This is a genomic window from Pseudomonas graminis, from assembly GCF_013201545.1.
GTDB lineage: Bacteria > Pseudomonadota > Gammaproteobacteria > Pseudomonadales > Pseudomonadaceae > Aquipseudomonas.
In genome coordinates this window covers 1,789,151-1,802,695 of record NZ_CP053746.1, presented here as the reverse complement: position 1 = coordinate 1,802,695, position 13,545 = coordinate 1,789,151, and the positions used below count along the sequence as shown (strand labels likewise).

The 13,545-nt window shown below is 61.1% G+C and carries 11 protein-coding genes; 5 read left to right on the top strand and 6 right to left on the bottom strand.

The annotated features are described in order from the left end of the window. Positions 1–40: 40 nt before the first annotated feature. The gene (locus tag FX982_RS08185) at positions 41–961 is read right to left on the bottom strand and encodes a LysR substrate-binding domain-containing protein (RefSeq protein ID WP_133773820.1); all 921 of its coding nucleotides are present in this window, start codon (positions 959–961) and stop codon (positions 41–43) included. 164 nt (positions 962–1,125) lie between these two features. On the opposite strand from FX982_RS08185, the gene FX982_RS08180 reads away from it, so the two are divergent. Then, entirely contained in the window at positions 1,126–2,508 is a 1,383-nt protein-coding gene (locus FX982_RS08180; protein ID WP_172610281.1) for a NorM family multidrug efflux MATE transporter, read from the top strand. Between the two features lie 180 nt (positions 2,509–2,688). Here the strand turns inward: FX982_RS08180 and FX982_RS08175 are convergent, their stop codons facing one another. Further along, positions 2,689–4,359 (bottom strand): putative bifunctional diguanylate cyclase/phosphodiesterase, encoded by a 1,671-nt coding sequence (locus FX982_RS08175; protein WP_172610280.1) that lies wholly within the window; start codon positions 4,357–4,359, stop codon positions 2,689–2,691. Positions 4,360–4,560: 201 nt separating this feature from the next. Between FX982_RS08175 and rep the strand changes: the two genes are divergently transcribed. From rep to FX982_RS08155, 4 genes are all read left to right on the top strand, one after another. After that, the gene (rep, locus tag FX982_RS08170; RefSeq protein WP_122534146.1) at positions 4,561–6,570 is read left to right on the top strand and encodes a DNA helicase Rep; all 2,010 of its coding nucleotides are present in this window, start codon (positions 4,561–4,563) and stop codon (positions 6,568–6,570) included. Positions 6,571–6,609: 39 nt separating this feature from the next. Next, on the top strand, positions 6,610–7,179 hold the full coding sequence (locus FX982_RS08165; protein WP_074892657.1) for a xanthine phosphoribosyltransferase: 570 nt from the start codon (positions 6,610–6,612) through the stop codon (positions 7,177–7,179). A gap of 190 nt (positions 7,180–7,369) precedes the next feature. Next, entirely contained in the window at positions 7,370–8,254 is an 885-nt protein-coding gene (locus FX982_RS08160; protein WP_172610279.1) for an MBL fold metallo-hydrolase, read from the top strand. Positions 8,255–8,337: 83 nt separating this feature from the next. Then, positions 8,338–9,153 (top strand): sulfite exporter TauE/SafE family protein, encoded by an 816-nt coding sequence (locus tag FX982_RS08155; protein ID WP_172610278.1) that lies wholly within the window; start codon positions 8,338–8,340, stop codon positions 9,151–9,153. Positions 9,154–9,403: 250 nt separating this feature from the next. Here FX982_RS08155 and FX982_RS08150 read toward each other — a convergent pair whose 3' ends face one another. The 4 genes from FX982_RS08150 to alr all read right to left on the bottom strand — a co-directional run bounded on the left by FX982_RS08150 (position 9,404) and on the right by alr (position 13,523). Beyond that, positions 9,404–11,326: an acetyl-CoA hydrolase/transferase family protein gene (locus tag FX982_RS08150; protein WP_172610277.1), complete on the bottom strand. Its 1,923-nt coding sequence runs from the start codon at positions 11,324–11,326 to the stop codon at positions 9,404–9,406. 105 nt (positions 11,327–11,431) lie between these two features. Then, the gene (locus FX982_RS08145; protein WP_172610276.1) at positions 11,432–11,734 is read right to left on the bottom strand and encodes a DUF2845 domain-containing protein; all 303 of its coding nucleotides are present in this window, start codon (positions 11,732–11,734) and stop codon (positions 11,432–11,434) included. 8 nt (positions 11,735–11,742) lie between these two features. After that, positions 11,743–12,291: a cupin domain-containing protein gene (locus tag FX982_RS08140; protein ID WP_122534152.1), complete on the bottom strand. Its 549-nt coding sequence runs from the start codon at positions 12,289–12,291 to the stop codon at positions 11,743–11,745. Between the two features lie 158 nt (positions 12,292–12,449). Beyond that, positions 12,450–13,523, bottom strand: coding sequence for an alanine racemase (gene alr, locus FX982_RS08135; protein ID WP_172610275.1), 1,074 nt, complete (start codon positions 13,521–13,523; stop codon positions 12,450–12,452). Positions 13,524–13,545: the final 22 nt, after the last annotated feature.

Genomic DNA, 13,545 nt, shown 5'->3' with positions numbered 1-13,545 from the left:
AGTCTCGGCGCCCTTTTTCAATAAGCCTGCGCTCTGCGGCTTACTCCAGAATCGTCACGTCCGGCAGCTCCATCGCCTGCACTTCACCCTGCAAAAAGTCACTGAGCCGGCGCATACGCTCACCGCCCGGTCGAGTCTTGGGCCATACCAGGTAATAGTTCTCGCCGCTGACCACCGCCGTACGCCAGGGCAGGCTGAGTCTTCCCTGAGCAACGTCCTCCGCCACCATCAGCAGATCGCCCATGGAAACGCCGTAACCCCGGGCCGCCGCGATCATGCCCAACTCAAGCGTGTCGAATACCTGCCCGCCCTTGAGCGAGACCCGGTCAGACAAGTCCATGCGCTCCAGCCATCGGCGCCAGTCGCGACGGTCAGGCGTGGGGTGCAGCAGTTCGGCGCCGGCCAGTCGCTCGGCATCCCACGGCGCGTCATCCAGCAGGGTCGGCGCGCCCACGGGAATCAGCCATTCCGGGAATAGATACGTCGCCTCCCATTCCGGCGGGAAATGCCCATGGCTGAGCAACACCGCGCAATCGAACGGCTCCTGGGTGAAGTCGACGCTGTCGATGTCCATCCAGGCGCTGGTCAGTTGCACTTCGTTACCCACTTGCAAGTGGCGAAAACGACTCAGCCGCGCCAGCAGCCAGCGCATAGTCAGGGTCGAAGGAGCCTTCATGCGCAAAATGCCCTCCTCCGCCATCAGCGCGCTGCACGCTCGCTCCAGGGCAGAAAATCCTTCACGTACGCCCGGGAGCAATTCCCGTGCGGCCTCGGTGAGCTGCAGGTTGCGACCATTGCGGCGAAACAGACGGCAGGCAAAATGCTCTTCCAGCGTGCGGATATGCCGACTGACCGCACTCTGGGTGATCGACAGCTCTTCAGCGGCGCGCGTGAACGAGCTGTGTCGCGCAGCGGCTTCAAATGCGCGCAGGGCATACAGAGGCGGAAGAGTGCGAGACATCAGCGGGGATTCCTGAGGCGGCCGGACGACTCCGGTCACTCTACTGCAAAAATGGCAGGATGAGTTTTACTCATGCGAGTGATCTTATTTATCCCTTTGTGCATCCCTGGCTGAATCCCCACAATGACCGGCCTGCCAACACCCGCAACCCGAGCGCAAAGACCATGCACCAGCACGCCTTCAAAGAACTGTGGATCATCCTGCGTCTGGCCGGGCCGCTGATTGCTTCGCAGATGGCGCACATGCTGATGGTATTCACCGACACCGTGATGATGGGCAAGTTGGGCCCGGAATCCCTCGCCGGTGGCGGGCTGGGCGCGGCGAGCTACAACTTCGTGTCGTTCTTCTGCGTCGGTGTCATGGCAGCGGTCGGTACACTGGTCGCGATCCGCAAGGGCGCGAATGATCACGCCGGCGTCACCCGCCTGACCCAGGCCGGTTTGTGGCTGGCGTGGGGCATGGCGTTGATTGCTGCGCTGATCCTGTGGAACCTTGAGCCGATCCTGCTGCACTTCGGTCAGGACGAGGCTAACGTACACATGGCCAGTGAGTTCCTGATCACGCTGCCATTGGCGCTGCCTGGCCTGCTGAGCTTCATGGCCCTGCGCGGTTTCACCAGCGCACTGGGGCGTGCCACCCCGGTAATGGTGATCAGTCTGGTGGGCGTGGCCCTGAACTTCGGGCTCAATTATGCGTTCATCCACGGGCTGTTCGGCCTGCCGCACTGGGGCCTGATGGGCATTGGCCTGGTCACCGCTATTGTCACCAACGCCATGGCCTTGGCGCTTGCGCTGCACATTCGTTATCACAGCGCCTACGCGGCGTATCCCCTTCACAAAGAACTGATGAAACTTTCACGCAGCTGCCTGAAAGAGCTGTGGCGTCTGGGCCTGCCCATCGGCGGTACGTATGCGGTGGAAGTCGGCCTGTTTACCTTTGCGGCGTTCTGCATGGGCGCCATGGGCAGTACCCAGATGGCCGCGCACCAGATCGCCCTGCAATCGGTATCGATGGCGTTCATGGTCCCGGTCGGGATTTCCTACGCGGTGACCATGCGCATCGGTTTGCACTACGGCGCAGGGAATCTGTTGCTGGCGCGCACCGCCGGACGCATGGGGATTGGTTTCGGCGGGCTGCTGATGCTGTCGTTCGGCATTCTGTTCTGGGTTGCACCCCACGCCGTCATCGGTTTGTTCGTGGACGTCAACGATCCGAAATACCAGGGTGTGGTCGAGCTGGCGGTGAAGCTGCTGGCGATCGCAGCATGGTTCGAGATTCTCGACGGCACGCAGACCATTGCCATGGGTGCGATCCGGGGGTTCAAGGACGCCAAGACCACATTCCTGATCGGACTGGCGAGCTACTGGGTGGTCGGCGCGCCGTTGGCGTGGGGCCTCGGGTTTCTGGCGAACCAGGGCGCGGTGGGCGTGTGGTGGGGATTGGCGATCGGCCTGCTCTGCTCAGCGGTCGCACTGACCTGGGCATTCGAGCGCAAGACCGCGCGGCTGCTGCGCAAAGAGGCGACCGGCGTTGTGGTGATGGGATAGGCCTCTGCGGGTATTCACAATCCGGGGCGGTCACAAACCCAACTGTAGGAGCAATCGGAGGTTACGACGGTCGCGAAGGCGGTGGGTCTGTGACATCCATGTCGGCTGACCCCATGCATTCGCGAGCAAGCTCACTCCTACAGAATCACTCCGAGGTGTGTTCAAAGAACGAGCCGCCGCTCACTGGCTCTGCAGCGCAATCCCTTTGCTCTGATCCATCGCCAGATACTCCATCAGCTCCGGCAATGCCAGCGGGTGGCTGATCAAAAAGCCCTGAGCCTGATCGCAATTGAAGCTGCGCAGCAATGCCAGTTGCTCAGGAGTTTCGACACCTTCGGCCACCACTTCGAGGCTGAGGTTGTGGGCCAGGTTGATCATCGCGTGGACCAGCTTGCGGTTTTCCTCACGCTGCTCCATTTCGCCAACGAAGCTCTTGTCGATCTTCAGCAGCGTGATCGGCAGGCTGTTGAGGTGAACGAAGGATGAAAACCCGGTGCCGAAATCGTCCAGCGAGAAGCGCACACCCAGGCGTCCCAGCGCGTCCATGGTCTGTTTGACCAAGTCACTGCGGCGCATGACGGCTGTTTCGGTCAGTTCAAATTCCAGCCATTGCGCGTCAATGCCGCGGTCGGCGATCAAGCGGCTGAGCGTCGCAAGCAGCTGGTTGTCCTGAAACTGGCGGAACGACAGGTTGATCGCCATGTGCAGCGGCGGCACGCCTTTTTCGCGCAGGGCCTGCATGTCGCGCAGGGCACGGGCGATGACCCAATAGCCCAGCGGCACGATTAGCCCGCTTTGCTCGGCCAGCGGCACGAACTCGCTCGGCGGTAGCAAACCGCGTTCGGCGTGGCGCCATCGCACCAGTGCCTCCAGTCCCAGGATGTGCCCGGTATTCAGGCACAGGCGTGGCTGGTAATGCAGCTCTAGCTCATCGCGACGCAAGGCCCGTCGCAGCTCACTTTCCAGATCGGCGAGACTGCGGGCATTGCGGTTGATGCGTTCGTTGAAGACATGAAAGGTGCAGCCCTGAGTGCCCTTGGCCTGCTGCATGGCGATGTGCGCGTGCCACATCAACGGATCGGCGCCGCCGTTAAGGCGCGCATAAGCGATGCCAAGGCTGCAGCCGATCAACAGGCTTTCGCCGTCGACCCAATACGGTTCGGACAAGGCTTCGGTAATGCGCTCGGCGATGGACTCCGCCCGTTCTGGAGCGCGTCGTGTGTCGATCAGCAGAGCGAATTCATCGCTGCCCAGTCGCGCCAGTTGATCGCATGCCTCCAGCTGGCTCTTCAGCCGGGCGACCACTTGCAGGATCAGCCGATCCCCCGCCTGATGGCCCAGCGCGTCATTGGCTCGGCGAAAGTTGTCCAGGTCCAGATGCCCCAGCGCCAGACCTCGGCCGTCGAACTCGGCGAGCCGGGCAGCCAACAGCGTCTGGAAGCCCTGTCGGTTGGCGATGCCGGTGAGGGGATCTTGCTCGGCGAGGCGATTGAGTGTGGTTTCCAGCACGCCCCGTTCGCGCACATGACGCAGACAGCGGCGCAAGGCCTGCGGAGTGAGCGCGTCGCGCACCAGCCAGTCGCTGACACCGACGGGCTCTTCCTCCGGCTCTGTGTCAAAAAGCAATACGGTGGGCCAGTTGCATTGGCCGGCCGCGGGCTGAAGGGCTTCAGTAGTGAAAAGGATTCCGGGGATTGCGAGGTCTGCTTGATGGCCAACAGCGCCCCAGCTCGACGCGCAGTCAAGGACAGCGGCGTCTCCGAGCGGCGCCAGGCACTCGCGCAACGATGCCGGCCATTCGGGCGAGTCCGCCAAAAGCAGCAAACGCAAGGGTTCGACAGGCGTAGACAAGCTAACTCCCCACACAAACGTAAAGACCTTGGCGCACCCTCGAATGAGGGTCGTCAAACGCGAGAATCATCCGCAATACGCAAATGTAACAAAACGGCGAAATATAGATAGCGCGGCGCATCATAGGGTCGGACGGTGGCTGCACAATCCGCTGACCCTGTTAAAATGCCCGCCCTTTTCCAGGCAGCCCCATTTTTCCCCATGTCCCGACTCAATCCCCGGCAACAGGAAGCCGTGAACTACGTCGGCGGCCCTCTTTTGGTGCTCGCCGGCGCTGGCTCCGGCAAGACCAGCGTGATCACACGCAAGATTGCCCACCTCATCCAGAACTGCGGCATCCGAGCCCAGTACATCGTCGCCATGACCTTTACCAACAAGGCAGCGCGGGAGATGAAAGAGCGTGTCGGAACCCTCTTGCGCGCTGGCGAAGGACGCGGCCTGACCGTTTCGACGTTTCACAACCTGGGCCTGAACATCATCCGCAAGGAACACGCCCGTCTGGGCTACAAGCCCGGGTTCTCGATCTTCGACGAGACCGACGTCAAGGCGCTGATGACCGACATCATGCAGAAGGAGTACTCGGGCGACGACGGCGTCGACGAGATCAAGAACATGATCGGCGCCTGGAAAAACGAACTGATCCTGCCGCCCGAGGCCCTTGCCAATTCGCGCAACCCCAAGGAGCAGACCGCCGCCATCGTCTACAGCCACTACCAGCGCACGCTCAAGGCGTACAACGCGGTGGATTTCGACGACCTGATTCTGCTGCCGGTGAAGCTGTTCGAAGAGCACGCCGACATTCTGGAAAAGTGGCAGCACAAAGTGCGCTACCTGCTCGTCGACGAATACCAGGACACCAACGCCAGCCAGTACCTGCTGGTCAAAATGCTCATCGGCACGCGCTGCCAGTTCACCGTTGTGGGTGACGACGACCAGTCGATCTACGCCTGGCGTGGCGCGCGGCCGGAAAACCTGATGCTGCTCAAGGACGATTACCCGTCGTTGAAAGTGGTGATGCTGGAGCAGAACTACCGCTCCACCAGCCGTATTCTGCGCTGCGCCAACGTGCTCATCGCCAACAACCCCCACGCGTTCGAGAAACAACTCTGGAGCGAGATGGGCCACGGCGACGAAATCCGCGTGATTCGCTGCAAGAACGAAGACGCCGAAGCCGAGCGCGTGGCCATCGAAATTCTTAGCCTGCACCTGCGCACCGACCGGCCTTACAGCGATTTCGCGATTCTCTATCGCGGTAACTATCAGGCCAAGTTGATCGAGCTGAAGCTACAGCACCATCAGATTCCGTACCGGCTGTCCGGGGGCAACAGCTTCTTCGGCCGCCAGGAAGTGAAAGACCTGATGGCCTATTTCCGCCTGTTGGTGAACCCGGACGACGACAACGCTTTCCTGCGCGTGATCAACGTGCCGCGTCGCGAAATCGGCTCGACCACCCTTGAAAAGCTGGGCAACTACTCGACCGAGCGCAAGGTGTCGATGTACGCCGCCACCGACGAGATCGGCCTGGGCGAACATCTGGACGCACGCTTCACCGACCGCCTCAGACGCTTCAAGCACTGGATGGACGGCGTGCGCCAGCAATGCGCGACGCAGGACCCGATTGCCGCTTTGCGCAGCATGGTCATGGACATCGATTACGAAAACTGGATTCGTCAGAACAGCTCCAGCGACAAGGCCGCCGACTACCGCATGGGCAACGTGTGGTTCCTGATCGAGGCGCTGAAGAACACGCTGGAGAAAGACGAAGAAGGCGGCATGACCATCGAGGAGGCCATCGGCAAACTGGTCCTGCGCGACATGCTCGAACGTCAGCAGGAAGAGGAAGACGGCGCTGAAGGCGTGCAGATGATGACCCTGCACGCCTCCAAAGGGCTGGAGTTTCCGTACGTGTTCATCATGGGCATGGAAGAGGAAATCCTCCCGCACCGTTCCAGCATCGAGGCCGACACCATCGAAGAAGAACGCCGCCTGGCCTACGTGGGCATCACCCGCGCGCGGCAGACGTTGGCGTTCACCTTTGCGGCCAAGCGCAAGCAGTACGGCGAAATCATCGACTGCCTGCCGAGCCGGTTCCTCGACGAACTGCCGCCGGACGATCTCGCCTGGGAAGGCAACGATGACACGCCCGTCGAAGTCAAAGCCGTACGCGGCAACACAGCCCTGGCGGACATACGCGCCATGCTGAAAAGATAACGTTCATTTCGCGCACATCGCGCTCTGAGGACCACACACGTGGAAGCACTGCACAAGAAAATTCGCGACGAAGGCATCGTGCTTTCCGATCAGGTATTGAAGGTCGACGCGTTTCTCAACCATCAGATCGACCCGGTGTTGATGCAGCAGATCGGCGACGAATTCGCCACGCTGTTTGCCGACTCGGGCATCACAAAAATCGTCACCATTGAGGCGTCGGGTATCGCCCCTGCGGTCATGACCGGTTTGAAGATGGGCGTTCCGGTGATCTTCGCGCGCAAGCATCAGTCGCTGACCCTCACTGAAAACATGTTTTCCGCGTCGGTTTACTCGTTCACCAAGCAGACCGAAAGCACCATCGCCATTTCTACCCGTCACTTGAACAGCAGCGATCGGGTGCTGATCATTGACGACTTCCTGGCCAACGGTAAGGCGTCCCAGGCGCTGATCTCGATCATCAAGCAAGCGGGCGCAACGGTCGCCGGCCTGGGTATCGTGATCGAGAAGTCGTTCCAGGGCGGCCGCGCCGAACTGGACGGTCAGGGCTATCGTGTAGAGTCACTGGCGCGCGTGCAGTCGCTGAAAGATGGCGTTGTGACGTTCGTTTGATCCAGATTCACCTTGGGGGTAGCGCAGCTGATACCGCGCTTTAGGCCTGCAAATACGCAACCCCGTGGAAGTGAGCTTGCTCATGAATACGGGCTATCAGGCGCAGAGGTTACGGTGAATGTACCGACCCCTTCGCGAGCAGGCTCGACTCCCACAGATTTCGTGCGGTCAGTAGAACAGGAGACACGTTATGGAAATTGGCGAAAAACTGAGCGTAGAGGCGTTTTTCGATCCGCAGACCTCGACCATCAGTTACCTGGTCATTGACCGCTCCACGCTTCAAGCCGCGTTGATCGACAGCGTGCTGGATTACAACCCGAAATCCGGGCGCACCAGCACGCAGTCCGCAGACAGGCTGATCGACAGGGTTCGCGAGCTGGGCGTGTCGGTGCAGTGGATTCTGGAAACCCACGTCCACGCCGATCACGTCTCGGCGGCGGCCTACCTGAAAGAACAGCTCGGCGGCACCGTTGCGATTGGCAGCCACATCACCCGCGTGCAAAAAGTCTTCGGCACGCTGTTCAACGCCAAAGGTGACTTTGCCCGGGACGGCAGCCAGTTCGACCGGCTGCTGGAAGATGACGCGCATTTTCAGATCGGGACGCTGCAGGCCCGAGCCATGCATACCCCCGGCCATACGCCGGCATGCATGACGTACGTGATCGAGGCTGGCAATGAAGCCGTGGCGTTTGTCGGCGATACGCTGTTCATGCCCGACTACGGCACCGCCCGTTGCGACTTCCCCGGTGCCGATGCGCGCACGCTGTTTCGCTCGGTTGGCCGGATTCTCAGCCTGCCGCCACAAACGCGCCTGTTCATGTGCCACGACTATCTGCCCAACGGCCGTGAATTGATGTTCATGACCACCGTCGCCGAGCAACGCGCCAGCAACATCCACGTGCGCGAAGGCATTGCCGAGGACGCTTTTGTCGAGATGCGCGAGAAGCGCGATGCCACCCTCGACATGCCCGTGCTGATCCTGCCTTCGGTGCAGATCAACATGCGCGGCGGCAACCTGCCAGAGGCGGAAGATAATGGCGTGCGCTACCTGAAAGTTCCGATCAATGCGCTGTAATGTCTGCACAGCGCGCCGCTCAGGCGCGCTCACACACTGAACAGCCACCTCCTGACAGCCCCCACGGAACTTGCTCCCTTACGATGAATGAACACGAACTGATCGGAGCCGGCCTCGGTACGATCATTGGCGCTGTATTGGGATTGACGGGCGCGGGTGGCGGCATTCTCGCAGTGCCGCTGCTGGTTTTCGGGCTTGGCCTGACAATGATCGAAGCCGCGCCGGTAGGCCTTCTGGCCGTCGGGCTGGCTTCGGCCGTCGGTGCAGCGCTTGGGCTGCGCCAAGGCATCGTCCGCTACCGCGCGGCCATCTTCATTGCGATCATTGGTATTGCGCTGTCGCCGGTAGGCCTTTGGCTGGCGCATCAACTGCCCAATGCGCCGCTGGCGTTGGGGTTTGCCCTGCTTCTGTTTTATGTCTGCGCGCGGATCTACCGCAAAGCCGCTCACGAACTGCGCCATGGAGAGCCGCCAGAGCGAGGCGCGTTCAGGCCCTGCGTGGTCAATCCGCTGGTGGGTCGGCTGCGCTGGACCCTGCCTTGCGCACGTTCCCTGGCGGCGACCGGCGCATTGGCCGGGCTGTTGTCCGGATTGCTCGGTGTGGGTGGCGGCTTTGTCATCGTGCCCGCCTTGACCCGATACACCGACCTTGAGATGAAGAGCATCGTCGCCACGTCGCTGGCGGTGATCGCACTGGTCTCCACCGGCAGCGTGATCACGGCCAGCATCAGCGGCGCGATGCATTGGTCAGTAGGGCTTCCGTTCGCCGCCGGGGCCGTCGCCGGACTGATGGCCGGCAGGCAGATCAGCCGCTACCTCGCCGGCCCGAGGTTGCAGCAGTTGTTTGCGGTCAGCGGCTTTTTCGCCGCTGTATTGCTGGTGATCAAAACCCTCGGCTGAGCGGGTGTAGCTCGTAAAGGTGATGGGGCAGTCTCATGAATGTTGCCTGACACACCCCATTCGCGCGCCAGGTGGAGCGCCACCCCGGTTACTCCTGCAGGTTTGTGCGGGTACTCACAATCCGGGCCGGGCGCAAATCCACTGTAGGAGCGATCGGAGGTTACGACGGTCGCGAAGGCGGTGGGTCTGTGACATGGATGTTGGCTGACACCCCCCCAGCGCGTTCCTACGCCTCCAAAAGACAACGGACTTAGGCCGTAGCTTGCAACCCCGCCAGCACCAGCCGCTGATAAAGCTCTTCTCGCAGCCCCTGTGGATGATCAAGGCCCATGCGCTGCAGATGCTCCGGATAAGCGCTCGCGTCAGGGGCCTCCAGCGTGGCCTTGCCCAACTCGATGATTTCCGTGAGCTTGAACTTGCTCTTCAACCAGTTCAGCGCGCGCAGCAGATCGCGCTCTTCAGCCGTAAAATCGCTGCCCAACGGGTATTCGATGAACAGCGACGGGAACTGGTCGCGGATGTCCTTCAGCCGCTCGGGCGTGTTCTGGCTGAACAGCGGATCAAGGCGGAAATCCTTCGGCAGCTTGCCGGCCTTTTGCGCCTGGTCGATAAGGCCCGGCTGGAAGCGTGAGTCGCTGATATTGAGCAGCGCTTCGATCACCGCGGCATCCGTCCTGCCGCGCAGATCGGCAATTCCGTATTCGGTGACGACGATGTCACGCAGATGCCTGGGGATCGTCGTGTGGGCATAGTCCCAGACGATATTGGAACTGACCTCCCCGCCCGATTCACGCCAGCTGCGCAGGATCAGCACGGAGCGCGCGCCTTCCAGCGCATGGCCCTGAGCGACGAAGTTGTACTGCCCGCCGACACCGCTCACCACCCGGCCATCGGCCAACTGATCTGAAACCGCTGCGCCCAGCAACGTGACCGTGAAACAACTGTTGATGAAACGCGCATCCCGCCGTTGCAGGCGCTTGAGCGTCTCATTGCCGTATAGCTCGTTGATGTAGCTGATCGCAGTCATGTTGATCTGCGCGATCTGCGCCGGCGTGAATTCCCGCAGCCGCTCATAGAAGCTGCGCGGCCCGACAAAGAAGCCGCCGTGAATCAACACGCCGTCGCTGTAAACCGATTCGTCCAGAACCCCGTCGTTGGCCATTTGCTGCAGCTCGACGTCGGCGTACACCTTCCGCCGGATGATTCCCGCATCCAGCAGCACCAGCAGACCGTTGACCAGCATTTCGCTGCAGCCATAAAGCCCGGTGGCGAAGGGCATCACCCCGCCTTGCGCCTCGATCAACGGCTTCCAGGTGGAGATGCCGTCCAGCTCGGCCAGGCATGCGCGGTAGGTTTCGTTATCGGCCTGGCGCGCAAGCAAGGCAGCGGTCAGGGCGTCGCCCATCGAGCCGATGCCGATCTGCAGCGTGCCGCCGTCGCGCACCAGCATGCTCGCGTACAAGCCAATGAAATGATCCTGAATACCGACCGGCATGTTTGGCGTTGAAAAAAGCGTGCTGCGTTCTTCGTACTCGATCAGGAGGTCGAAGGTGTCGAGGCCGACCTCGGCATCGCCCTGCATATACGGCAGATCCGAGTGGACGTGGCCCAGCACCAGAATGCGTTCGCCCGCCGCACGGCGTTTTTCCACCAGGGGCAGCAGGTCAAGAGTGATGTCGGGATTGCAGCTCAGGCTGAGGTGATCGGGCCGTTGCGGGTCGCGGGCGATCAATTGTGCGATCAGATTCAAACCATTGGCATTGATATCCCGCGCAGCGTGGCTGTAGTTGCTGCTGACGTAATCCTGCTGCGCTTCGACGCTGCCCAGCAGGCTGCCGGGCTGCATGAAGAACTGCTGCACGTGAATATTGGGCGGGAGGTTGTCCCGGCGCAGGTCGGCGAGGAAATCCAGTTCAGGGTAATCGTCGAAGACGCGCTCCAGAAAGGGCTCGAGAAACCGTCCCTGCAAACCGTCGCCGCCATCGGGACGCCCGAGGCACAGCGCGGTATAGATAGTGAGATGCCGATCGGGCAGCGATTTGATTCGGGTGTACAACGCGTTGGCGAAGCGATTGGGCTTGCCCAACCCCAGCGGCATACCCATATGGATGTGCGCCGGCAATTCAGCCAACACGTGATCGACAGCTTGCTCGATCGAGCAGGAATGCGGCATCCGGCCTCTCCTGATTTTGTTATTTGATAGCGGTTGGACCGGGCCTTCAGGGGATTTGCTGCATTGCGCCGCTTGCGCCCTTAAACACGACTGCCAGTCGGCGACTCAATCCCGCTTTGTCTCGATCTCTACCAGCTTGTCCTCGATAAACCGCAGGTGTTGTTTTGCGCCGTTACGAGGGCCATACACCCACAAACTGACCTTTGCAAAGCCGAGCCTGGGTACGCCGTTGCTTCGCAGCGCAGGCATTTGATCAACACTGCTGTCAGGCGCCCCGCACTTCTGGCGGACCACATCGGCGGTGTCGCCCAAACTGATAAGCGCCGTGCCGCAGCGCATCGTCGCGTCGGCAGTAGCAGCGAAGAGCAAGACGGCCAGGCCGAGGACGATCAGTTTTCGGTTAATCATATTGATGATCAGAAATTCGCCGGCGTGGCCGCGCTGATGAGTCGCGCAGGGACGTCGTACGGGTTGCGAAAGCGATGGGGTCGGGAGCTCTCGAAGTAGTAACTGTCGCCCTCTTCGAGCACGTAGGTGTCCAGACCGACCACTAGCTCAAGACGGCCCTCGACCAGAATACCGGTCTCCTCACCCTCGTGAACGAGCATCTCGACGCCGGTGTCCGCGCCCGGCGGATAGACCTCGGAAAGAAACGCAATGGCCCGGCCCGGATGGGATTTGCCGACCAGTTTCATGGTCACGGCACCGTCCGAGATATCGATCAGTTCACTGGCTTTGTAGACCACCTGGGTCGGGTTTTCGGGTTCGAGCTCTTCGGAAAAGAACTCCACCATGGACATCGGTATGCCGCCCAGCACCTTGCGCAGGGAGCTGATCGAGGGGCTGACGCTGTTCTTCTCGATCATGGAGATGGTGCTGTTGGTCACGCCCGCTCGTTTGGCGAGTTCACGTTGGGACAGACCTTTGAGTTTACGAATGGATTGCAGTCGTTCACCGACGTCCAATGCGGCATTCCTCCTGATAATCAAGTTGAGTCAAGTGGCCGCCATCATGGCAACAGCGTTCAGTATTTACAACACTTGAGCCCATGGCCGGATCAGCAAAGGGACTGGCGGCCGAGACTGGCCGCCTAAGGGTGATTTACACAGTTGGCGAATGGCGATCAGGCCCCGGTATAGAACCTGGGCACGCGCTTGAGATTGCATAGGATTTGATAGGGGATCATGTCTGCGCTGGATGCAAGGTCACTGATAAGAATGTTCTTCCCCCACAGTTCGACGCGGCTGCCCAGCCCTGCGCCCGGCACGTCGGTGAGGTCCACGCAGAGCATGTCCATCGACACACGCCCGAGCAACTGGCTGCGATGGCCGTCGACCATCACGGAAGTGCCGGTGGGCGCCTGGCGCGGATAGCCGTCGGCATAGCCCATCGCGACCACACCGATGCGCATATTTCGTTCGGCGACGAATGTACCGCCGTAGCCCACCGGCTCACCGACGGGCAGATCGCGCACGCAGATGACGCGAGACTCGAGGGTCATTACCGGCTGCAAACGATCGGCGATCGTCTGCGGCTGATCGAAAGGCGTCGCGCCGTAGATCATGATCCCCGGACGCACCCAGTCACTCGGCACGCTGGGCCAGCCCATAACACTGGGGGAATTGCGCAGGCTGACTTCGGCGGTCAGGCCGGCGCGCGCCGATTGAAAAATCGCCACTTGCTCGTCGGTGCGCGCGCTATCGAGCTCGTCGGCGCGGGCGAAGTGGGTCATCAGGACAATTTTCGCGGCCTTGCCGCTGTTCAGCAGCCGCCGATGGGCCGCCTGAAAATCCGCCGGGTGAATGCCGACGCGATGCATGCCTGAATCCATCTTCAGCCACACATTCAGCGGCTTGCCGAGGGCGGTTTGCTCGATGACGTCGAGTTGCCAGAGGGAATGCACCACGCACCAGAAATCATGCTCGACCATCAGCGCCAGTTCGTCGGCTTCAAAGAAGCCTTCCAACAGCAAAATGGGCGCTTTGATGCCGGCCTGACGCAGCTCCAGCGCTTCTTCGATGCAGGCTACAGCAAAGCCGTCGGCTTCGGATTCCAGTGCCTGTGCAACTCGCACCGCACCATGGCCGTAGGCATCCGCTTTGATAACGGCAAGCGCCCTCGCGCCAGCGGTGTCACGCGCCAACTGGTAGTTGTGGCGCAAGGCTTGAAGGTCGATAAGGGCGCGGGCTGGACGCATGGTGGGGCTTCTTGTTGGTCAA